Source organism: Microbulbifer mixtoriginis (SeqCode) (assembly GCF_052466695.1).
Window position 1 is genome coordinate 952,538 of sequence record NZ_CP174285.1, and the last position, 23,246, is coordinate 975,783.

18 protein-coding genes and 1 pseudogene are annotated in these 23,246 nt (G+C 44.4%); 11 read left to right on the forward strand and 8 right to left on the reverse strand.

What is annotated here, in order from left to right; genetic code table 11:
* Positions 1–21 precede the first annotated feature (21 nt).
* Positions 22–1,626, forward strand: a complete 1,605-nt coding sequence (locus ACJJI0_RS04215) for an MFS transporter (protein ID WP_444884798.1) — start codon at positions 22–24, stop codon at positions 1,624–1,626.
* 236 nt (positions 1,627–1,862) lie between these two features.
* On the opposite strand, the gene ACJJI0_RS04220 is transcribed toward ACJJI0_RS04215, so the two are convergent.
* Entirely contained in the window at positions 1,863–2,480 is a 618-nt protein-coding gene (locus ACJJI0_RS04220) for a site-specific integrase (protein WP_444884799.1), read from the reverse strand.
* 32 nt (positions 2,481–2,512) lie between these two features.
* A complete protein-coding gene (locus tag ACJJI0_RS04225; protein WP_444884800.1) occupies positions 2,513–3,187 on the reverse strand; it encodes a site-specific integrase in 675 nt (224 codons plus the stop codon).
* Positions 3,188–3,625: 438 nt separating this feature from the next.
* Between ACJJI0_RS04225 and pcp the strand changes: the two genes are divergently transcribed.
* Together pcp and ACJJI0_RS04235 are read left to right on the forward strand one after the other, a co-directional pair.
* Complete coding sequence (pcp, locus tag ACJJI0_RS04230; RefSeq protein WP_444884801.1) at positions 3,626–4,294, forward strand: pyroglutamyl-peptidase I; 669 nt, start codon at positions 3,626–3,628, stop codon at positions 4,292–4,294.
* A gap of 33 nt (positions 4,295–4,327) precedes the next feature.
* Entirely contained in the window at positions 4,328–5,239 is a 912-nt protein-coding gene (locus ACJJI0_RS04235; RefSeq protein ID WP_444884802.1) for an SMP-30/gluconolactonase/LRE family protein, read from the forward strand.
* Positions 5,240–5,374: 135 nt separating this feature from the next.
* On the opposite strand, the gene ACJJI0_RS04240 is transcribed toward ACJJI0_RS04235, so the two are convergent.
* From ACJJI0_RS04240 to ACJJI0_RS04250, 3 genes and pseudogenes are all read right to left on the reverse strand, one after another.
* Entirely contained in the window at positions 5,375–8,860 is a 3,486-nt protein-coding gene (locus tag ACJJI0_RS04240) for a fascin domain-containing protein (protein WP_444884803.1), read from the reverse strand.
* Positions 8,861–9,728: 868 nt separating this feature from the next.
* Positions 9,729–10,742: a cytochrome-c peroxidase gene (locus ACJJI0_RS04245; RefSeq protein WP_444884804.1), complete on the reverse strand. Its 1,014-nt coding sequence runs from the start codon at positions 10,740–10,742 to the stop codon at positions 9,729–9,731.
* A gap of 595 nt (positions 10,743–11,337) precedes the next feature.
* Positions 11,338–11,490: pseudogene (locus tag ACJJI0_RS04250) on the reverse strand (helix-turn-helix domain-containing protein); the annotation flags it as partial.
* A 163-nt stretch (positions 11,491–11,653) separates the two neighbouring features.
* Here ACJJI0_RS04250 and ACJJI0_RS04255 point away from each other — a divergent pair.
* Positions 11,654–12,499 carry a MerR family transcriptional regulator gene (locus ACJJI0_RS04255; RefSeq protein ID WP_444884805.1) on the forward strand — a complete coding sequence of 282 codons (846 nt, stop codon included), beginning with the start codon at positions 11,654–11,656 and terminating at the stop codon, positions 12,497–12,499.
* Positions 12,500–12,648: 149 nt separating this feature from the next.
* Positions 12,649–13,146 (forward strand): SRPBCC family protein, encoded by a 498-nt coding sequence (locus tag ACJJI0_RS04260; RefSeq protein ID WP_252081688.1) that lies wholly within the window; start codon positions 12,649–12,651, stop codon positions 13,144–13,146.
* 537 nt (positions 13,147–13,683) lie between these two features.
* Here the strand turns inward: ACJJI0_RS04260 and ACJJI0_RS04265 are convergent.
* Complete coding sequence (locus ACJJI0_RS04265) at positions 13,684–14,937, reverse strand: tyrosine-type recombinase/integrase (protein ID WP_444884806.1); 1,254 nt, start codon at positions 14,935–14,937, stop codon at positions 13,684–13,686.
* A gap of 806 nt (positions 14,938–15,743) precedes the next feature.
* Between ACJJI0_RS04265 and ACJJI0_RS04270 the strand changes: the two genes are divergently transcribed.
* The 5 genes from ACJJI0_RS04270 to ACJJI0_RS04290 all read left to right on the forward strand — a co-directional run bounded on the left by ACJJI0_RS04270 (position 15,744) and on the right by ACJJI0_RS04290 (position 18,116).
* Complete coding sequence (locus ACJJI0_RS04270; RefSeq protein ID WP_444884807.1) at positions 15,744–16,106, forward strand: MerC domain-containing protein; 363 nt, start codon at positions 15,744–15,746, stop codon at positions 16,104–16,106.
* Between the two features lie 9 nt (positions 16,107–16,115).
* Complete coding sequence (locus ACJJI0_RS04275) at positions 16,116–16,310, forward strand: ZrgA family zinc uptake protein (RefSeq protein WP_444884808.1); 195 nt, start codon at positions 16,116–16,118, stop codon at positions 16,308–16,310.
* 88 nt (positions 16,311–16,398) lie between these two features.
* The gene (locus tag ACJJI0_RS04280; protein WP_444884809.1) at positions 16,399–16,626 is read left to right on the forward strand and encodes a ZrgA family zinc uptake protein; all 228 of its coding nucleotides are present in this window, start codon (positions 16,399–16,401) and stop codon (positions 16,624–16,626) included.
* Positions 16,627–16,629: 3 nt separating this feature from the next.
* A complete protein-coding gene (locus tag ACJJI0_RS04285) occupies positions 16,630–17,097 on the forward strand; it encodes a Fur family transcriptional regulator (RefSeq protein WP_444884810.1) in 468 nt (155 codons plus the stop codon).
* Complete coding sequence (locus tag ACJJI0_RS04290; RefSeq protein WP_444884811.1) at positions 17,097–18,116, forward strand: CobW family GTP-binding protein; 1,020 nt, start codon at positions 17,097–17,099, stop codon at positions 18,114–18,116. Before ACJJI0_RS04285 ends, ACJJI0_RS04290 begins: the two co-directional genes overlap by 1 nt.
* A gap of 863 nt (positions 18,117–18,979) precedes the next feature.
* On the opposite strand, the gene ACJJI0_RS04295 is transcribed toward ACJJI0_RS04290, so the two are convergent.
* Positions 18,980–19,702 carry a DUF1826 domain-containing protein gene (locus ACJJI0_RS04295; protein ID WP_444884812.1) on the reverse strand — a complete coding sequence of 241 codons (723 nt, stop codon included), beginning with the start codon at positions 19,700–19,702 and terminating at the stop codon, positions 18,980–18,982.
* Between the two features lie 631 nt (positions 19,703–20,333).
* On the opposite strand from ACJJI0_RS04295, the gene ACJJI0_RS04300 reads away from it, so the two are divergent.
* Positions 20,334–22,559, forward strand: a complete 2,226-nt coding sequence (locus ACJJI0_RS04300) for a S46 family peptidase (protein WP_444884813.1) — start codon at positions 20,334–20,336, stop codon at positions 22,557–22,559.
* 183 nt (positions 22,560–22,742) lie between these two features.
* Here the strand turns inward: ACJJI0_RS04300 and ACJJI0_RS04305 are convergent, their stop codons facing one another.
* Complete coding sequence (locus ACJJI0_RS04305; protein ID WP_444884814.1) at positions 22,743–22,925, reverse strand: DUF3299 domain-containing protein; 183 nt, start codon at positions 22,923–22,925, stop codon at positions 22,743–22,745.
* Positions 22,926–23,246 lie beyond the last annotated feature (321 nt).

Consider the following 23,246-nt stretch of genomic DNA (forward strand, 5'->3'; position numbering starts at 1 on the left):
CTTAATTTAAGATTAAATAAAATGTCAAAAGTTGAGCGCAGCTGGTTTCCAATGATTGTTATTTCTCTGTCAAATGTGATGCTTTATATAACAACTTTTGGTGTAAATGTTCTTATATCTCCGATCGTAAATGACCTTCAAAGTACGGTTTCAACCTTACAGGCCGTTATTGTTTCTGCTTCGTTAATTGGTGGGGCATTAATGGTGACAGCAGGAAGGCTCGGTGATAAATATGGAGAAAAGAAAATATTTTCTATTGGAGTGGCCATTTATGTTCTTGGGATGATAATTGTCATTTTAAGCCCAAATACCCTTATTTTCATTGTAGGGTGGGCCATTGTTTGGCCTCTGGGGATGGTTATGGTTGTGCCCACATCAATCGCTTTAATCATGAATTATTATCATGGTAGCCAGAGGGTGTTGGCTTTTGGGGTTTATGGAGCTGTTCTTTCAGCTGTATCGGCATTAGCTCCAGTAATTGTTGGTTTAATAGCTGACAATGTTAATTGGCGCGTATCACTTTCTTTATCTCCTATATTTGGAATAATTACTTTATTGATGGCTCATTCCCTTCCTGAAACAGAAGGCGATAAAACGATAAGCATAGATGTCAGAAGTGTCATCTTGTCGACGCTAGGTTTTGGTTTCTTCTTAGTAAGCACAACTCTTGCTGGGCAGTATGGTTGGTTGTGGGAGAAGAGGCCATTAGTAATCGCTGGAAACACTATTACCTTTGGAGAGCTGTCAGTTGTTCCAATTATTTATGGGGTGAGTCTAATTGCAATATTCTTGTTTATTGTTCGATGTGTTAGATTGAAGAAGCATGGGAAAGTCCCATTGTTAGATTTAACCCTGTTTAAAAATATATCATTTTCATTAGGATTGTTCGTTGGTGGCTTATTTTTTCTGGTAAATGCGGGGTTTCTATTTGTTGTTTCTGTATATCTACAGGCTGGTGTTCAGATGGACTCGCTCTCAACGGCCCTAACAACATTACCATTCACAGCAATTTTAGCGATATTATCATTTTTAACTCCACCCCTCGGAAAAAATATTGCACCAAAATGGATTCTGATTTTTGGTGCAATCTGCATGCTCCTGGGAATATGGTTATCCGGGCAGTTGGCCAGAATGGATATGACACCTCTTGAGTTGCTAGTTCCTATGATTATTGCGGGAATAGGGGGCGGATTAATAATGGCCCAATATACGGGAGTTACGATGATGAATGTTAAACCTGAAAATAGTGGAGCAGCGTCAGGTTTAACTGAAACTATGAAAGAAATATTAGGGCAAGGTTTTGCTGTGGCTTTTGCGGGTTCTATACTTTTTGGATCCGTATATGCAAGTATGGCAGACTCGTATGCCAATATAGAGGGAAAAACCTTATCAGATAGAACTCGCCAGGAAGAGGTTGTCAAATTAGAAGATATATTTAATAGTATCTCTGTCCCTGAAGAAGAAAAGTATGTCTCAGAGTTGCCAGAAAAAATCAGATTAGCTTATTCAGATATAGTTTCGAGAGCCGCAAATACTGGTCTGAAAGACGCCCTTTTTTCTATAAATATATTTTTATTTCTTTCATTGGTATTGATGTTTTTTTTGCCTAACAGAATCTTGAGGTGAAAGTAAAAGGTTAGACTTTAGTGATTATCTTGTAATTCACAACATCTATAAATAATCCCCTTGATTAACGCAAAATGATTGATGTCTAACTAGATAGTAACTCTAAAAAGGCCTTTAGTACGCAGGCTTTTGTATCCTCCCAATTACGCATAAGAAGATCCTGCACAGCAACCGCGTGCATAATACAAACGCCTCGGCGAATAGGGCATACTTGACAGTAGAGTAGGGCGGTAGTTTTACCGCCCCTCCTTAACCCGCTTGCTTCGTCCGCTTTCATGCCGTTCCCGCATATCGGAATCAATATAGCGATCGGTTGTGGCCATACTTGCATGGCCTGCATCATCACGAACATGTTCCCGGGGACGATATTTCACATCTTCGGAGATTCCAGTGTGTCTTAGCCAGTGCACCGTGGCAGCTTTCAAGTCTTCCGCGTCTTCACCAAGGCCTTCTTCCATCCGTTGGTAAGCGGCACCGAAACAGTTCTGTACGATATGTCGAACTTGACGTGTACTGGTGACAGGTCCCTTGCCGCGAGATTTTTGCACCAAGGGTGTCTGCTCATTGATGCTGGGCAGAGCAGGGAGCTGCAAGTGGATTCTGTATCGCTTTAAGGCACTTAACATCTGGTCGCACACGGTAATGGCTCGGCCTTTATTGCCCTTACCGGTGACGTGAAACCACCAGTTTCCGTCGCGATCTTTCTTGAAGTCACCCATAACGGGTGCCGATCTTTCATCGGCAACCAGCTCAGAGATACGCAGGTACATAGCGAATAGGGCGTTCATAATGAACAATGTACGCTCGTGCTCAAGTGGTGACTTCTCGGCCATAACCTCAGCAGTTTCTAACACATAATCCCACTGCAGATTGCTGATGCGCCTAACTACCTGGCTTTGTTGCTCACGCCGGACGAACTTACTTTTTTGCGGATCAATGCTACAGGGTTGGCGGGAACCAAGCCTTCCTGAAACAGGAAGTCGAAGAAAGAAGACAGTGCAGTAAAGATACATTTGATGGCCGCCTGAGATGGCCGGAAGTCCTTGGCGGATGGTGTCTTACCTGAACGAAACTCAACCTTAGATATACTGACTACGAATGGCCGCCAATCTGAATTAACAACACGTTCGCCGTTTCTAGTTTTAAACCGGGCGACATTCTTTGTACCGATCCAGGCAAGTGGCGGTTCAATACAGAACTGAACAAAATCCTCGATATGCTCACGCTTGAGCGACAAGATTGAAACTTCTTCGATACGCCAAGCCCACTGCAGTAGTCGTTCAAGTTCGCGGCGATAACTATTAAACGTTGCCTGGCTACCGTTGTAGCTGTAAAGAAACTTGAGCATGAACTCCAGATCGGTATCCGCACCAGGAATCTGCTTACTGAGATAATGATTAGCGGAAAAGCTGGTGCAGCGGAATGGATTCTCAAGATTACTCAGGTTATCGATGATTGGTGCTGGTGATTGATTGGAGGCAGACATAGAAAGGAAATGAAGTTGTTGATGGAATGCAGTGGACAGCCAAGTAAAGTACTTAATTGCACAAATATTTATCATTACAAATTTAGGCAGAAAAAACTCTGTATATGTAGGGCAGGGCAGGGCAGGGCAGGTTTGCTCCGGAAGTTATGATGCACCGTACCACCCTTGCTGGCGGCTCATTCCAGGCGGTGTGATATCAGAGAGAGTTTAAGTACACTCACTCTCAGTGAGAGATGCGTGTCGCTAGGCACTGGTCGACATACCGAGGTATAAGCCTACAGATTGCGCTTTGGTTAATGGAGACCAAGTTCACGTCTATCTGAAAAACGCTTCTGCTGTCTTTCTACAGATCTATGGTTCAAAACAGCCTCTTAATTGGCATATTGTGCCAATCAAACCTATCAGCAAAGCCGTTCTTTTAAGTCTGAGCCCTTAAAAGTTTCTATTCTTGATTAATAGAATCAGACAACATATTTCTGAAGGCCAATTTCAAACGACTCAAAGAGTATTGTCATGAAAAAGGTTTTAGTGACCGGATTTGAACCATTCGGGCATACGCCAATAAATCCTGCAGAATCGGTAATGCGTGTTTTGGATGGTACCCGTATTGGGAATTCAGATGTTTTTGGAATCCTGGTTCCTAGTAACTTCTTTGAGTGTATTGACGTAGTAACTAGCGCTATAGATGAGCTCCGTCCACAAATAGTGATCATGATGGGTGAATATGGTGGGCGATCGATGGTTACTATAGAGCGAATTGCTCAAAATTTTAACGATTCTACTCGATACAACCTAAAGGACAATCGTGGCGTAGAGATGCAGGGCGCACCTACGGTTGCCAATGGACCGGTAGCCTATCGTAGTAATCTTCCTCTCAGAGCTATGGTTAGGGCAATGCGTGAAGCCGGAGTGCCTACAGATATTTCGGATAATGCCGCCACTTTTTGCTGTAATCACTTGATGTATGGCGTTTTGCACTTTATTGCCAGCAATCAGCTGGATATACGCGCAGGGTGGATTCACCTTCCGCAATTACCTCAAGTAGCGGCTTTGCCCGAAAACCTTGGTACACCCAGCATGTCCAGAGAGACCTCAGCACTTGGTGTCCATGCTGGAATAGAGGCCGCATTGCTACATACTGAGGATATTGATGTTCCTATTCCATCCAAGTTTCAAGTCTAAGACCTACTGAAACTATTAAGAAGGGTTTTGACAATGGAGATTGAATGTCTTTGGGAGTGTAACGATGGATTGGGAGAAACACCCATCTGGCATGCAGAAGACACCTCTATCTACTGGGCGGATCATGTTGGCCCTTCGGTTGATCTGGCAGGGCCCCGGCGGCCATCGATTCGGCGGCTAAACATCTCTACTGGTGAAAGAAAGACTTGGGAAATGCCGGAGCAGGTAGGGTCCTTTGGTTTCCGTAAGGGGAGAGGGTTAGTTGGCGCTGCCAATTCAGGATTCTGCACCATTGACCTCGAAACAGGGGAGTTTGAGAAAGTTGTTGATCCGGAACCGAATCTACCCCAAAACCGGTTAAACGATGGAAAGATCGATCGAAGAGGGCGTTTTTGGTGCGGTAGTATGGATACGCAATTGAAAGGTAAAGTCTCTCATTTATATTGCCTTGAGCCTGATTTTAGCGTGCGCCAGGTTGCTAAAGACTTTTCCTTTGTATGTTCCAATGGGATTGCTTTCGACCCAGAGGACACTCGTATGTACTTTGGCGATACCATTGGTGGCATGGTCTATGTATTTGACTTGGATATGGATGAGGGCCGTATCAGTAACCGAAGGCCGTTCTTTTCAGTTCAAGAGCGTAAGCCCGCGATTGTAGATGGCGCAACAGTCGATGCTGAAGGGTATTATTGGTTTGCTTTGAATCTTGGCGGTAAGATTTTAAGGATTGATCCTAAGGGCCGCCTTGATCGTGAGATTGACCTACCGATCCGAAGTCCCACCTGCGTCACATTCGGCGGCGACAATTATGAAACTCTCTATGTTACTTCACAGCAATCATTTGTAACTCCTGAGGAACTGGCTCGTCACCCGCAGCCAGGTAGTATTTTTGCTATTCATGGCCTTGGTGTTCGGGGGCTCCCGGAGCCAAAGTTTGGAGCTTGAAAAGCTCCGAGTTAGGATCACTGATGAGTATCTATCTAGCTTATTGACACAGGATAATTTTGCAGATACGTAATCTCCAAAGATTAGGGCACCCAAACCCAGTAAGAATGGATGTGGGTGCCCGCCTGGTACTTGTTAGTTATCGTTTAGATCGTAAACAATAAATTTCTCCCAGGAACCTATTGCTTTGCGATTCGCATTAGCCTGGCCATCTGATTCTGCAACGATGTAATTACCATGTTCTGGGTTGTATAAGGAGATCAAGTCACCATTTTGTAAACAGCCCGAATTGTCTGAGTGATTGATCAACTTAAATGTTTCCCAGCTGTACCTAGCCGTTCTATCGACATCTAAAGCACCACTTTGTTGGGCACTGTAGTAATAACCATCGGTGCTTTGCAGCCACACGTCATCCCCGTCTATTAGGCAACCTTGTTGCAGGCTATTTCCTGTAAGGACAATAGTCTCATGGCTACCAATTACTGAGGCATTGGCGTTGGCAGTTTTGCCATTTCCTCCATTACCTGCGGCGCCCAGATACTTCCCGTGGGCACCTTTAAGTGCCACTTTTAAGGATTTAACGGGGGGCTTTCCGACAGCCATATAACCTACAACTGCCTTTATAGTTTCCTCATTATTACTGTTTGCCTCCTGTACCATCAGGCTCATTTCAAATGTGCCAGTTTTCTTATTTCTGACACGCGTGCTTAGTGTTTCATCCCTGTCACTACCTTGTACTTGGCTGATCAGTAAGTAATCCTGTAAGTCGACCCCGACAGTTTCAAAGTCCGGGGAGCCACTCAAATTATCTTCCAGTGCAACGGCGCCAATATGAAGCTGCAATCCATTGGCAATTGAGTAACTACCAGCCTCCATCACTACATAATGCACCATTTCCGATGTATGGATGCCATCGTTCCAGGCAAACTCCGCAACACGCACATCGAAGCTGGTTGAAGTGATATTGCGAATCTCAGTTGTTATCGGGTCAGTGCCGGCAATACCAATTACTGAAGCAAACACCACAGGGTTTTCATAACTGAAGTCCAACTCTATAGTAGTCCATTCGTGATTTATCCCGTAAGCCTTATCAGCCTCGCCACCTACAAAGCGCCGGTTAGTAAAACGCACTACATCGACCTTTTCACCTTCATGGATCAATTCCATATCTTGTGACTGATCTTCTACGTTAATCAGATAGCATTCACCGTTATCGGCCTCTGCCATACGTAATATTGTTGGATCAAAACCGTTAAAGCTTACGTTTTGATGTAAAAGCACATCGTTTGAACTCTCGCAGTTACCATGCCCCGTATTAGTTTCTGTGTCTGTTACATTATTGACCTGGAATCCACTCACCGAAGCCATTTCGATAGTAGATGCGTTATTAGCACTGGCCAATTCCCACATTTCTCTATCCGTTAAATCATCTACGTTTGCTTCCCAGCCAAAACTTAAGGTCTTTCCATCGACTTCTAAAGTTGTCTCCCATACATGCCGGGTCTCTGCCCAGCTCCAGTACCATTTGCTTTTGATCTTGGCTTGTGAAACAGTAAAAATGAAATTACTAAAGCTTTCGTGAGTCTGCGTATTACCAACAACTGTTGCCCAGACTTGTTCATCAGCACTACAGCTGTAAATTTCTACAACCTCTTCATTGCGAATAAAGGTTTTGGTATCCAGGCAGTGACGATAAACAGCCACATAACCATCACCCTCACGTGCAAACAACCAGTTCTGGAAACTGGTTGCTTCATCGAATTGCTCTGTTGGCCAATGCAAATTTACTGGTGCAGTTAGAAAGTCATCTACAGGTAAAAAGTCAGTTGCTCTGTTAACACCATCCATAAAGCGCAGCTCCATCGCAGGTTTGTACAAAATCAGGGCTACATTCTCATTTTGCTTTATATAGGGTAAGTGCGTGTTCATTTGCTCCTGGCCACCAGCCTTCCAGCCACCGTATTCCGCACCTGAACGAGTATAAACCGGTATAGTACCGGTTGTTGCTATCCAGGGCAGCTGCTGCCAACCTGCATTCCCCGCATGGAAATCCTGGTATGACGATAATTGCACATTACCATGGCGATACAGATCCATGGTTTTTTCTGAAATAATTGAGCTTGTGGTGAAAGGTGCACTGGTTTCAGTAAGAAGAACACCTGACATGTCGACTACGTCATCTGCCAGGTTAGACTCCACAATCAAATCTTCCAAAAAGAAGTTCAGACCGGCAAGTGGATTCAGGTAATATTCCAGCATCTCATCAATCAGTTCTGGGTGGGCATAGGCGCCGGCAGATTGAGAGAAAATTAACTTATCTTGGAGGTCCAACCCAGACCAAACAGTATCAACTTCAGTGATAGGGTGGCCGGAAGAATAGCTTATGTTAATCTCACCATTAAGTTTTTCAAGGCGATTATAGGCAACACTGCTGACATCAAGTGAAGTCATGGCAAAAATATCCATATGGGTACTACCCGTAAAATCTTGTGGACCTTTGCCAGTAATCAACGCGATATATCGTGCGAACTTATTATTCAAGAAGTTAAGATCTTGGTGAACACCTTCATAGGTCCTTGAATCGACAGCTATAGCAGCACCAAGGTCGTTGGTGACCATAGCGATATCATTAAGAAAAATAAGGGCAACCTGTCCAGCTAGGGTTTTAATCTCTGTATCCTGGGCATAGTCGTATAAATTTAACAATGCTGTTAGGGAAAATGGACTATAAACATTTGAAGTGGACTCATATACTCCAAACTGCTTTTTAACCTCCAGATAACGTACAAGACGCTCCCTTAGTTTTTCGGGCCCACCACCTATATCCCAACCTTCCATTTCAGATAGTAACCAGCTGGAAGATAGCCACATAAGTACGTGATTTTCAGAAGTGTAAACTCGCTTTCCTTCAGTATCTTCATCCTGCCAATAAGGTAGTTTGATAATTTCACTCAGGATAATATCATCGTACTCATCACTCTCTGCCAATAGCCTAATATATTCTATCAGGCGCATATCAGGGTTTTTGTAAGCGTGCTTTCCTGGTGTAAAAAGATCGGTCAGCCCCCGAGCCAGAGCCTCTTTATCCAGTGGTAAATCATAATATGCCCTGAGTACATAATGATCGTTATTAGGTTCGGCTTTGGATGAATCAAGAACGCGTTCGATATAAGCTACCTGCCGATCACGGAAGGCATTTAAATATGCAGGATGCGAGGACGTATCATAGTCTGTAAGGCTCCACAGCCGCGCACCGTCCTCGGAATTCTGCCCCCCCGTGGTGAACCAGTCCGATATATCGAGATCCAGGCCGAAGTAATTTAATGCCGTGACTGTACCATCGGCAACGCCGTAGAAGAAATTAAGTGAACCTTCAACCACGGTCGTTAGTCCATCGTATATCCACTCACCGGTATCTACAAAGAAACCAATTGCTGACGTTACACCATCCTCTACAGTTGTAACGACATCCTCAATAATCTCTTCAACTCTCTCTTCAACAGTATCCCAAGTATCAACAACCCAGGTTGTAAATTTATCCCACAATCCTGCATGGGCATATGCTGGTAAAATTAGAATAAACATAAGTACGATACACGCACCTATTTTTTTGAGCTTCATGATCAAGTCCTATATTGTTTTTTTTGACCAAATAGAAGTAACTCTTTGGAGGGGAACTATTTTTTGTTTAAAAATTAATCATATAATTTAGAAAGTTCCACGAATTTCATGCAATGCCGTATATTAAATTATTATTGGATAAAGTAAGTGATGTATGCTGGCTGTTCGAACTTCAAAATTCGTTCAGCAATGTAAGACCTTGTTGTTGATCGGGTCAAACAGAGATGGCGTATAGTGAGAAACTGATCTCACGAAGCTTTTAAAAGTTGATTCTGCAATCTCATGAAATATTGCGTTAATAATTTCGTAATACTCTTAGGCTTCTGTGTTGAGAAAGTGACTTTGGCTCGCCTTGTGCAAATGGTTTATCTAAATAAATCTAATTGGCAGAGGCATGACTGTCGCAACTTGTATTAGTAGCTAATAGCTGAAAAGATGTGAATTCGATACTATCGTCTAAAGCTAAACTAATAACTACTAATTAACTTGATACCTTCCGCCGAATAAATCAGATTACTTGACCTTAAACGGACAGAACACCTTCCGATAAAGACAACTGATAACTGAATGCTCAGGTAGTGAATGGTAATTTAATGGAGCTGCCGCAAATCGATAGCTAAAACTGTACACCTCACTATGGATTTCACTTTTCCGACTTGGTATAGATATTGTTAGAGGGCTATACATTACCAACTGGTTAGCAATTAGGAAACTGTTTAGTCCGCTAGCTTCTATCTCTGAACGTGTCTGATACACAAAGGTAGGGCAGAGTGATAATAAGTTATCAATGAGTAGTGATTTAAAATCCGCGAGCCTAGCCAAAATTAAATAGAGCGAAAGGGGCCCACCCCGAAGGGTGGGAAATACCTTAATGGATTTGATGCTCTAAAGCATTTAGGAAAGTTGCAATATCATCTACTTGTTGTGTGCTTAATTTCTGCCCCAATTGGTACCAAGCCATATCGTAAATTGCTTGTTCAATGGTTTCTACACGCCCGTCGTGGAAGTAAGGAGCGCTTCTGCTTATATCGCGTAACATTGGAACTTTAAACATCATTTTATCTTTTTCAAGGCCTGTAACTTTATAACGACCTAAATCTTCTTGGTGTGGATATTGGTTGACTAGCCCCATCTTCTGGTACATGTTTCCACCCAAGGTTGCACCATTGTGGCATGCCGAACAACCAGTGTTGATAAAGGTTTGCAAGCCCTTTAACTCACTTTTTGTCATAGCCTGATCATCGCCGCTCATAAAATCATCAAAACGATCATTCGTAATCAGGGTGCGCTCAAATGCAGCTATGGCCTGAGCAATATTGTCGTAAGAGATAGCATTTTCTTTACCAAAGGCGTGTTTGAAACTTTCTTGATATTCGGCAATTTTTGAAATCTTTGTCTCAACAGCCTCTTCTGAAGGCATCCCCATCTCTACAGGGTTTAGAATTGGACCTTTGGCCTGTTCCTTCAGGTCCTCTGCGCGACCATCCCAAAATTGAGCCATTTGGAATCCTGAATTCCAGACCGTTGGAGAGTTTCGATCACCCTTGGTACCAGGTAAAGCTCCCGGTGATGTCGCTTCATTGTCAACGCCCGAACCGTTGTAGTTCCCTACTTGATGGCAGCTGTTACAGGACTGGCTATCATTTACTGAAAGCCGTTTGTCCATGAACAGTGTTTTTCCAAGCTCAACCATAGCTGGGGTGTCATTCTCACTGCCTGGCATAGTTTCTGAGAGAGTGCCGAACATAATTTTTGATTGTTGACGTAATTGATTTATATCAACTTCGGCTGTTGCCGTTGTTGATAACAAGCTTGCTGCCACTATCAAGCCGCCAATGATTGGAAGCTTTAGATCTCTTTTCGAAAAAATTTTCCTAATCACTTTGGTATCTCTCCCAAAACTCAAAAAAGAATGAAAACTAACCTATTTTTAATCAAAGTTAGACGGTGCCACTATATAGGGGAGCTCGTTCAGCTGATACCATGATTTAACAAAAAACTTGTTGATTTTTGGAATATCCAGAATTGTTCACAAAATATTTTCCAAATTGTATTCAGAACTTGACCTATACATTGAATGCACTGGTTTTGGCAAAATTGAAGTCTTGCTATTTACCTTTGAGAATTGCAGGGCAATTTCTGAGATGGCGAGGAAGTGTAGGGTTGAGGGGATACTTATCGGTATCTCCAAAGAGAAATGATTCGCATTTCTGCTAGTCAGTTGGTGGGGTAATATTTACTCGAACGATAAATGCCCCCTTAACTATCTGAATGTGGTCAACTTTTTAGTGAGAGCTTTTAGATTTTAGGAAGTTTTTAATCTTATTGTTATATCTATTTAACTTTTATATTGGTCTACGTACCCTAAATAGAGGCGTTCCGCTGCCTATCAAGCTACCGGGCTTAACAAGAATCTCTTCGATCAATCTCTTTAGTGAAATTGGGTACTTTACCAATTAGTCCGCCTTTTCGGGGAATTACATTTTAGAGCCACCTGAGAATCTCTGTCGATACTCCCGAGGAGAAAGACCGGTCTGTTTGTGAAACATTTTCCGGAATGCGCTGACTTCCTCATATCCCACTTGCCAAGCGATCTGTTCGACTTGCAATGTGCCCGTTTCCAGTAGTTCGCGGGCCTTCTGCCTTTCAAGCTCTAAAGGTTATATCTAGCTCTTTGGTTATAACTTTTTGTCTCTTAAGGATATCTTTCCTGTATCTATCTGTTGACTCTCAAGTGGCTTGAGAGTCCATACTTCAACTCACGCGCAGAAGGGTGAACAGATAGGTGGAACTATGTTTAGAATCGGTGAGTTTTCAAAAATAGCCCAGACCGCTGTTTCACAATTACGGTATTACGATCAAATTGGTCTGTTTCAGCCTGATCACACAGATGAGTCCACAGGGTATAGATACTACAGTACTAATCAGTTGCCTGAATTAAACCGTATTATCGCCTTGAAAGAGCTGGGAATTTCGCTTGAACAAATTAAGGTCATGGTTCTTCAGGACGTATCGGTGCAAGAAATTCAAGGCATGTTACTGCTGAGAAAAGCACAAATAGAGCAAACTGTTCAGGAACAAATTAATCACCTAAAGATCATTGAAGCACGCCTAAAAGAGGCTGAAAGGCCTGAGAGTTTGAATTTCGATGGAATTATTCTTAAAAGCATTGCTGAGCAGCCTTTCTATTCTGTTAGAAAGATAATGCCAAACCTATTTGACACAATCCACTTGGTGACCGAGCTAAGGGAATATGTACCTGACGTGGCGGGGAAAGACCAGCTTGGCCCTCTAACGATCATACTTCACGGTAATGCTTTTAGTATTGAAAACGTAGATATCGAAGTAGGGTTTCCAGTTAAGAGGAGTATCGAAAGAGTTCTACTGCTACCTGGAGGAAGTGAAGTTAAAGGACGGGTTCTCCAATCAGAGCAGAGTGTTATTTCTACGATCAGGGTAGGAGCATTTGAAAACGGGTATGAGAAATATGCTCAGCTAGGTAGGTGGATAGAGAATAGTGATTTTCAAATATCAGGGCCTGCAAAAGAAATATTTATAAAGCCACCATCCCAAGGGGACCCTGAAGATTGCGTTTGTGAGATTCAATTTCCGGTAACAAGGCCAACCACTTCTGTTTGAATACATAGGTAAAGCCCTATAGATATCGAACAGTAAAACATATTAAAAATCAGATTTTAATGAATAGGCAATTAAGGCTTAGGGGTTCGTATATCTCAAAAACAGAATGCTTTATTTTTACGTCATAATTTTTAATTGGGAGAGTGCAAATGAAGATTGTCAATCAAATTAACATCAACACTTCTATTGATAAAGTGTGGGAAATATTATCAGGTAATTTTAGCGAGATTAGTAGTTGGACCAGTGCCGTTGTTGTATCCACTGAAAATCCAGATTTACCGAAAGGTGATGGTCGAAAGTGCGAGTTGCCTGATGGAGCCATTGCCAGTGAAACATTAGTGAATGTGGATAGTGGTCAGCACACTTTTTCCTATGAGGTAAAGCTATCTAGTATGCCATTCTTTGTTAGATCCATGATTAATACTTGGAAAGTTGAACCGGTTGCTAATGGGCAGTCACGAGTTAGCTTTGAAATTGGTGTAACTTTGCTCCCCATATTTGCTCAGATTATGGGAGTACTAATGAAGAGGCAGTTTAACAAACTTGCCAAGGTTGTGCTTGAGGAGTTGAAAGTCTTTTCAGAAACCGGAAAAGTCCATCCGCGAAAAGAAGAACAAATAAAACTTAACATAGCTAAGGCCGCTTAGCAGTAATATCAACAGGCAATAATGATATCTCTGGGGGGCTGAGTACCTACAGCCCCCAAATATTTCATATTGGCTACCCTTAAGGTTTTTCAATGTCGTATTCAGTAGACTTAAGACGTCGAGAGGTGGCAATAGAGGGAGCACCTGAGATTCATTTAAACAATAAGAAGCTCAGTTACATACCTCAGCAATTTTTGTGATATTACCATACAAGAGAAACTGTAGAGGAGTTGGTGTTAGATATTCACTATGATGAAAAATTCCCCATATTTGTCTGTGAAGACAGCTCCGGAATATATATTTAAGTCGGTGTGATTAGTTACGATATTTATATTCCACTACAGCAGCAACCTTGCCAGAAGATTATTTATGGTAGGAAGTGGCGGGTAGAGCCTGAGTTACCAACTTCCGAAATCATCTGACTCCATGTTTACTGGTCGTAACTCAATTGATAAGGAGACCATAATAGGAACTCCGGAAAACCTAGTAAGGCCGGCTAAGGACTCCTGAGCCTCATTATAGGGCAGGGCGGTAGTATTACCGCTCCTCCTTTACCCGCTTACTCCGTCCACTTTCATGTCGTTCCCGCATGTCGGAATCAATGTAGCGATCGGTCGTAGCCATACTTGCATGTCCCGCATCATCGCGCACATGCTCGCGGGGGCGGTACTTCACATCTTCAGAAATACCCGTATGGCGGAGCCAGTGCACAGTGGCAGCCTTGAGATCTTCAGCATCTTCCCCTAAGCCTTCTTCAACCATCCGTTGGTGGGCAGCATCAAAGCAGTTTTGAACAATCAGGCGCACTTGTCGGGTACTGGTAACTGGTCCCTTGCCACGGGACTTGTGCACCAGAGGTGTCTGCTCATTGATGCTGGGCAGAGCAGGGAGCTGCAAATAATTTCTATAGCGCTTCAAGGCCTTCAGCATTTGGTCGCAAACAGTGATTGCCCGGCCCTTGTTTCCTTTACCCGTAACGTGAAACCACCAGTTTCCGTCGCGATCTTTCTTGAAATCACCCATAACTGGTGCCGATCTTTCATCCGCAACCAACTCAGAGATTCGCAAATACATAGCGAATAGGGCGTTCATAATAAATAAAGTTCGCTCGTGATCAGTAGGTGATGTCTCGGCCATGATCTCAGCAGTTTCCAGAACATAGTCCCACTGCAAGTTGCTGATTCGACGTACAACCTGGCTTTGTTGCTCACGTCGAACAAACTTACTTTTCTGGCGAATCAGTGCCACAGGATTGGCTGGAACCAAGCCTTCTTGATAGAGAAAATCGAAGAAGGACGACAATGCAGTAAAGATGCATTTGATCGCTGCCTGGGATGGCCGGAACTCCTTGGGAGAAGCCGTTTTACCGGCACGAAACTCAACTTTGGACACACTGACTACGAATGGCCGCCAATCGGCATTCACAACGCGCTCGCCATTTTGTGTTTTGAATCTGGCAACATTCTTAGTCCCGATCCAGGCAATTGGCGGCTCAATGCAAAACTGCACAAACTCCTCAATGTGTTCGCGCTTCAGAGTCATTATTGAAACTTCTTCAATGCGCCAAGCCCATTGCAGCAAGCGCTCAAGTTCACGGCGGTAGCTGTTAAACGTTGCCTGGCTGCCGTTATAGCTGTAAAGAAACTTAAGCGTGAACTCCAGATCGGTATCAGCACCAGGAATCTGCTTGCTGAGATAACGGCCAGCTGAAAAGCTGGTGCAGCGGAATGGATTCTCAAGATTGCTCAGGTTGTCGATGATTGGTGCTGGTGGCCGGTTGGAAGCAGACATAGAAATATAGACTTGTTGTTGGAATACGGTGGACTGCCAAGTAAAGTACTTAATCAGTATTCATAAAAATCCGTTATTAATCAATAAGTTATCATAATTTTGGCCAACTAAAGTACTTAATTGCACAAATATTTATCATTGCAGGATCAAAAATTCACTTTCCCAACTAAAGTACTTAATTGAACGACCAATATAGGCCTTAATTTGTGATGAAAGGAGCTGCTGGTGTCAGAGATACCCGAGACTAATGCCCTCGTTTATATCTTGAAAAGGACAGCGACGGATTTGATTATAGTAACGCTGCAGTAGTAGCACCCCTGCATTTTAAATGCGGGGCCTTTCATCGAGTTAGGGTTTTACAGCGGGCTTTAATGTTAGGAAAAATGAGTCGGCCGGATCATAGTTTCACATTAACCATAACTAGCTCCTTTAATTATCGTCTAAGCCTACAGAACCTTGCTTGCCAACAGATGTTCGCACCCAATAAAGCTCAGATTCCGCGTGCGCACTCAATCTTTGACTGATTAGTCAAAATTATTAGCCCGACCTGATTTTGGATCTTAAATGAGCACTTATCCCAACTTGCGATGCCCTCTTGACTTTCAGTAGGTGTTATCGAAGGAAGAGTAGTTGCTGATTCCTCTTAAAGTCGAGAGTGGGCATTCTATCAATGCCTTCTCATTAATCAGCGGCGTTTTATGAACCCCAATTTATATTGTCTAGCCCACATGAATGATATAACGTATCATTTCTCTGGTTGATGCGTATTGATCTGTGTTCGGACTAAATAGATTAGAAGGATTATTGTGAGAGATACTCTAGGAATTTTCGCATCCGGTATTTGTCTGCTTCACTGTTTTTTGCCTCCTTTATTACCCGCTTTGGGAGGTTTAGGGGTATTAGGTGTTTTACAGGGCGACCAGTTTGTCCATTTACTTCTGCTGGTTCCGGTCTTATTTTTGGCTTTTGGCAGCTTCCCGGCCTCCTGCCGACGCCATCAGCGTTACACGGTAATGGTTGTGGGGTTCTCGGGGACGCTGCTATTGGTTGGTGCGCTTTACCTTGAAGGGCCTTGGGAGCTGGTTGCCAGTGTTGTTGGTGCTGGCCTATTGATCATTGCCCACTGGGTGAACCAGCGCTTAGTGTATCGGATCGCTTTGGTTGATTAGGTAAGGATGATGAAGTCTGCTGGAGTTCTGCTGATCGCTTTGTCCCTGGTTGGCTCAGTTGTGGGAGATATGGGAAGTCATGTCCATGGTAAGGCCATGATGTATCTAGTGGCCGAGACAGATAAAATCCGCATCGAACTAGAGTCACCTTTATCCAATTTAGTGGGGTTTGAGCATGCGCCTCGTAACGATACCCAAAAATAGCTGTTAGAGCAGGTTACTCTCGAACTATCCAAGCCTGATCATTTTTTGGAGTTTGGCAGTGCTCAGTGCCAGCCCTTAAGTGTGGAAGTTGGGGCGCCATATTAGTGCAGAAGTTAGCAGTGACAGCTCAACGCACAGTGGTTTCCATGCTAGTTATGAATTCAAGTGTGATAATCTCGCACAGTTCAACAGTGTCATTGTTACCCTGTTTGAGAGGTTTCCCGGTATTCATGGGATCGCAGTGCAATGGATCAGCTCCGGTCATCAGGGAGCTGAACTGCTCACTGGTAAAGACAACAAATTGCAAATGAAATAGGCTATGAAAGCATCCCAAATCAAACAAACTCTGAGCGTGGCGGAGCAAACCTGTCGCAGTTCGGGTGCCCGCTTGACTGAAAAGCGCAAGAACGTTCTTACTGTTTTGCTGCGTTCAAAAACTCCGCTGTCTGCCTATGAGATAGCGGAGCATTACAACGGTGACTTTCGCGACTCAATTCCCGCCATGTCAGTCTACCGAATGTTGGATTTTCTGGCAGCAGAGAACCTGGTTCACAAGCTCAATTCAGAAAACAAATACCTGGCCTGTGCTCATATTGCCTGTGACCACAGCCACCAGACTCCACAATTTTTAATCTGCAATCGTTGCCGCAAGGTGCGGGAAATTGGTATTAGGCCTGAAGTCATTGATGCACTGCGCGATACGGTTGAAAGTGCCGGATATCATCTCGAGACATCCCAGTTGGAGCTGGACTGTGTTTGTGATGAGTGCAGTCGGGATGCAGCTTAGTGGCAGCTGGTCAGTTAATACGTGGGGTGCCTGCCAACGTTATCACCGGTTTTCTGGGCGTCGGCAAGACAACAGCTATCCGGCATCTTCTGGAAATTAAGCCCGCCGATGAACGCTGGGCTGTTCTGGTCAATGAGTTTGGAGAAGTGGGGGTTGACGGCGCACTTTTTGAACCAGAACAGGAAGGCAATATTTATATTCGAGAGGTACCTGGCGGCTGCATGTGCTGTGCTGCCGGTTTGCCGATGCAGATTGCTTTAAACCAGTTACTGGCTAAGGCCAGGCCCCATAGATTAATAATTGAGCCGACGGGCCTGGGACATCCTAGAGAGGTGCTGGCGACTTTGTCTGATGCCGTGCGCGGTGGTGTGTTGGGCCTTCACGGTACACTAACTTTGGTCGATGCGCGTTGTATTGAAGATGAGCGCTACTTGCGCAGTGAGACTTTTCGGCAGCAACTAGAAGTTGCTGACTTGGTGGTGGCTAATAAGTCTGACCTTTATGGCCCTGAGGACTTGCAAAATCTACAGCGTTTTCTGTCATTTCTAGGTGAAGGTACGGAAAAACCTCTACAGGTAGTAGAGCAGGGGCGTATCGAACTAGAGTGGCTCCAGCTGCCCTGCAGTTTTCAGGTCTCGCCAGGGAGTGATCACCATCATCCAGTAATCCAGGTGGCGGATGAGGTTGAGCTATTGCCGGAGTGTGGCTATCTCCGCTCAGAAAATTGTGGAGAGGGATATTACAGTTGTGGTTGGCGTTTTAGCCCTGAATTTATATTTGATTATGATGCGCTCTTTTCACTATTCAGTGGCACTGACGCTGAGAGAATCAAGGGGGTATTTATTACCGAGCAAGGTGTATTTGGATTTAATAAGGCTGACATAGTGCTTACAGTATTGGAGCTGGATGACACATTGGAAAGCCGGGTGGAGGTGATTAACCAAGCGCGTTTGGATTGGGGCGCGATGGAGAGCTGCTGGATTGCTGCCCAGGCGGATAATCAGGGTACCCAAACATAAGTGTTTTACGAATCCAAATAGCTACTCGACTAGAAGCTATTTCATAACTTCTTTAACGTAATTAACATGCATACAGTATAGAAAAAACACGATAAGAGGAAAAATATCGCTCCCATCTAACAACCAAGCGGCGGTAATTTAAAAGTCCGCTCAACTTTCCATCGGCGAGCATACTTCTGAGCTTTCTACCATCCTGCCTTGGGGCTTTATTTCTATTTCTCCTGTGTAGACAGATAAGGAAGATCTTTACATCGCGCTCCAGAAAGCAAAACCCACAGGATGTCCTCAAAACAGGCTTGATTATCAATGGGTTTTGGGCCTCCCTTTCCTCGTTTTAACTCAGGAGGACAAAATTCGATCAATTCCTATTGTTCATCGATTAACTTTGACTTGAATTGGCTCACTATTGCAGTACCTTATTCAAAGTGATTGCACGAAAATAGTTCATTTCAAGTTATGAAAAAGCCTATATGGTTAATATTTCCAGTAAAAAATTGAGTGTTAAGCAATCAATGCTGATGGGGATAGAGCAGGAGCAAGTGAACACTTTGGATGTCAACAATGGCAGGGAAACTCAAAGCTATACATTAAAGCCAGGTGAGAGTAGGGTAGCTCAATAGGCTATACACCACTTTTGCGAAAAGTTAAATAAATTAGCCTTTTACCGGCATATATATCCCGATTGAATGGGAATTGCCGTTATGATTTCTCTCTTTGCCAAAAAATGAGCCATATATAGTGGCTCCCAACTGGCTGTATTTCCATCAGTTAATTATTGCCTTCTCCATGACCATGAGAAGAAGGTTCGCGGTAAATTTCATGGGTTATTCCTAAGAAGAGTTTTACGTCCCAGTAGGCGCTCGTCACTCGTCGGCGGATCCGAAATCAAAAGTGAGTAGCAGTCGCAGTTGGCCGGGCTCGACACTCGGTGAGCGGTGGATTAGACCGGCCCCTTCATTGCCCTCCCAGAGTTCGCCCTTGAGAAGGGCAACCGAGCCGCATGCCAGGTGATTGATGGAAGTTGGAGGGAATTCCTGGTTAGCCTTTAAGTCGAGTGTATTTGGGGTAATAGAATCTGGTGTCAGCCACTCTGTACCCGTACCTAAATAAGTCGTAATCAATCGACAGGGCACCCGGTCTACATGAAACTTTGGGCACATTGCACCGTTCAGGGTTGTTAAACGAATACCGACTCCACTTAGCTCAAATAGATAACTGAACATATCTGCCAATAACTGGATATCAGCACACAAGTGCGGGTAGGGACCAAGCTCTGGTAATGCTTCACCGAGACGCTCGATCTTGGCGGTAGGTAATAGAATCCTACGGTTGGGGTGTACACCACTATTTAAGAGCGAGCGGCAATCACTGGCTATGCTACTGGGCAGTTCCCGTTGCCAGATGGCCATATTGATATCAGCTTGGAAAATATCTGCTAAAACTTCTCCATTATCTGCAGATACGACCCGACGGGTATTTGGCAGGTCTGCCACTGACAGTCCTTCCTCTTTCGGAGCCAGTTCAGTATTTGGAGCTTGTGTAATAATTGTCTCATGGCTTCTTTCTGTAAAGTCGGTCAGGCTCAAGCTAATCTCCAATTAAGTAACTTCGGCTAATAAACACTATTTTCAGAGGCTTTAATTGCTTTGCTCTCTGCTATGGCGGGCGGTGCAATACCTAAATACCTCACTCGCGCACTACCCGCTCCTTAATGCATGCTACGATATAACATAACATATTGAGTGTGGTCGGCCTAGGCAGCCTCCAACATTGGGGTGAATCAAGCTTGAAGACCGAATTTATCGGGAGTTCTGATAGCTGGAGGGAGCCTTGGTGAGGCGTATTGACCAGTGCCTGGCGCAAGTAGATTGTTCGGCGATGTTCTTTTTAGCAGCAAAACTGTTTATCTCAGATTTCTTTCTTGCCGTCGTCGTAATTCACATTTTGTTCAGATTTAACTGAGCTAAAATGATACATTGTATCAATTGTGTATTTATAGTTTATCCCATTTGAGTGGAAGAGCCAGGGAAATAATGGCAATGATTGGCAGGATTTAGCTAGAGGTGCAGCTTCGTGCCGGCCTACAGCCGGGGAGGGTGTGTTACTCTGTCAGCCTGTCGTGTTTATAAGTGAATTTTCGGTGTACCGGAAAATACAGGGTTAGCGTTGGGAAGTACCCAAAATTAACCTGTTTTTTTTAAATATTGCTGAGTAAATATGAAAATAAATAATTCTATTGTTTACGGGGTTGCAACTGCTGCATTATTTGTTGGAGCGAGTTGCGCCAGCCTCGCCGCAGAGAAAGAGAGTGTTTCGACTGAAGGCATGTGGCAACCTCACCAGTTGCCTGAGCTGTCCAAAGAGCTTCGCACTCATGGCCTGGAGCTAGACCCAGCCAGCATGACCAAGCTTACCGAATTTCCAATGAACGCGGTGATCAGCCTGGGGGGATGTTCTGCTTCCTTTGTCTCTCCCAAGGGATTGGTGATTACCAACCACCACTGTGCCTACGGTTCAATTTCATACAATTCAACCGAATCCAAGGATTTACTCGCTGAAGGTTTCCTGGCCGGAGATTTGTCTGAAGAGCTGCCTGCTGCACCGGGCTCCCGAGTTTACGTCACCGTTGCAATGAACGAAGTAACGGATAAGGTCAACGAACGCCTGACTGATGAGATGGATGGCGCTGCACGTTTTGCCGCAATCGAAGAAGCGGAGAAGGCGCTGGTTTCTGAGTGTGAAAAAGATCAGGGCCATCGCTGTGAGGTCTACAGCTACTACGGCGGTTTGAATTACTACCTGGTTAAGCAGTTGGAAATCCGCGATGTGCGTCTGGTGCATGCACCCGCAGTTTCAATCGGCAAATTTGGTGGCGATATCGATAACTGGATGTGGCCTCGCCATACCGGCGATTACGCTTTCTACCGCGCCTATGTTGGCAAAGATGGTAAACCGGCTGATTATTCCAAAGATAATGTCCCTTACGAGCCTAAGCACTATTTGCCTGTAGCGGCAAAAGGGCCTAAAGAAGGTGATTTCGTGATGGTTGCCGGTTATCCGGGGCGTACCAACCGTTATCGCACTGCCCAAGAAGTGGAAAGCAACTTCAACTGGTATTACCCAAACATGCAGCGGGTGCTGGGTGAATGGTCGGAAACGATTGGTGCGGCAACTGCCAACAATAAAGATGCAGAGTTAAAGTATGCAAGCCTCGTGGCAGGTTTGAATAATTACTCTAAAAACTTTACCGGCATGATGGAGGGTTACCAGCGCAGCGATCTATTGCAGCGTAAAGAAAAGCTGGAAAAAGCTTTGCAAGCTTGGGTGGATTCAGACAAGGCCCGCGAGACAAAATACCAGTCGACGATCGATGATCTCGAGGCGCTGGTTGTAGAAAAAGAATCAACCCGTGAACAGGACCTGGCCATCGATTATATGGATCGTTCAGCCATGCTGGGTGCCGCAAGCAAACTGTATCGATTGGCTAAAGAGAACGAAACACCCGATGCTGATCGCAAGCCGGGCTATCAGGTACGGGATCTAACCCGATTCAAAGAGGGCATGCGTCGTATAGAGCGCAGCTATCATCCATCAGTCGACAAACAGATCTGGCTCTACTTCCTAGACCGGTATCAGGCGCTCCCGAAGGAGCAGCGTATAGCCAGCTTTGATCGTTACTTGAATATCGGAAAAGGCAATACTGACCTAGAGGCAACTCTCGACAAAATGTATAAGGAAACAGAGCTTTCCGATATTGAGGTACGTGAAGCGTGGATTGGTAAAAAGCCTGAAGACTTCAAAGAGAGCAAGGATCCGTTTATCCAGCTGGCAGTGGCCATGTACGATGATATGCTTGCCCGTGAAGAGTATGAGGAGTCCATTAAAGGGCGCTTCGCCCAATTGCGCCCACAATATATGGAGATGCTGATAGATTATTACCACTCCCTAGGTAAGCCGGTCTACCCGGATGCAAATAGCTCTCTTCGCGTGACCTATGGCCTGGTTAATGGCTATGAGCCACCAGCTGGAACAATTAAAGAGGCAGCAGATGGTAATGACGGTAAACAAGGCTTTGTACCTTTTACTACATTGCGTGGTATTAAGGCAAAGTATACCGGCGAGGACCCCTTTGATGCTCCCAAGGCTCTGATGGAAGCGATCGATAAGCAGAGCTATGGCCGTTACTATGAAAAGCAGCTGGATTCAGTGCCGGTTAATTTCCTAAGTACCGTAGATATTACCGGCGGTAACTCAGGATCTCCGACAATGAATGGTCGCGGTGAGTTGGTGGGAGTCGTATTCGATGGAACCTACGATAGTATCAATGCTGATTGGGACTTCACCGATAGTACCCGGGCGATTCATGTCGATATCGCTTATATTCTCTGGGTAATGGAGAATATTGACGGAGCCGGATACTTGGTTCGGGAGATGGGCCAGTAACCGACTATAGTTGAACTAACGTCCTCAAGTGAGCAATGCTACCTGAGGGCGTTTTTCTTTGTAGGGTTGAATACTATCCACCGCCATATTGTAAGCCGCAGTACCGAACTCGCTCTCTTTTTTAGTGTTCTTAGTTTCCCTTCTATAGAGAAAGGCGCGTACAGAGCGTCGACTGGAACTCCCTTAGGAAAAGTGCCGTGGATAACCTAATTCGGAGGTGGGGGGTAAGTGGATACAGGCTCCAAAGTAGGGCACAAAAAGGAAGCTGGAAATTGTTAGTTCATCATTAAATTCAATCGGGACGATAAATCCAGCAATGCGTATCTGTTGATTGTCGAGCTCTGGTTTTATTCTAGTGGAAGTCAAAGCGGCCTGGGAACGGCTTTCATTTTCACTCGTGGTGATAAAAGCCGATGTGTTAGGTATTGAGTCGGCAGCGGAGCCATCAAAATATCATCTATGTATTCTGATGGGCTGAGTTACTGCCCTCAGATTAGTGCGGGGTTTATCTGGATGGAGTTGTCATGGGCGAACATACAATCATACTTTTACGTTCAGTATTTGCCGGAACTTTAATTGCAGCTGTAATTCCTGGATGGTTGAGTAGATAATAGAGCATAGTTTAGAGTATTTGTTCCCCCGATTGTTGAGAGAGGTTGTGTTCTATAGGCCAGTAGCATCACTAAG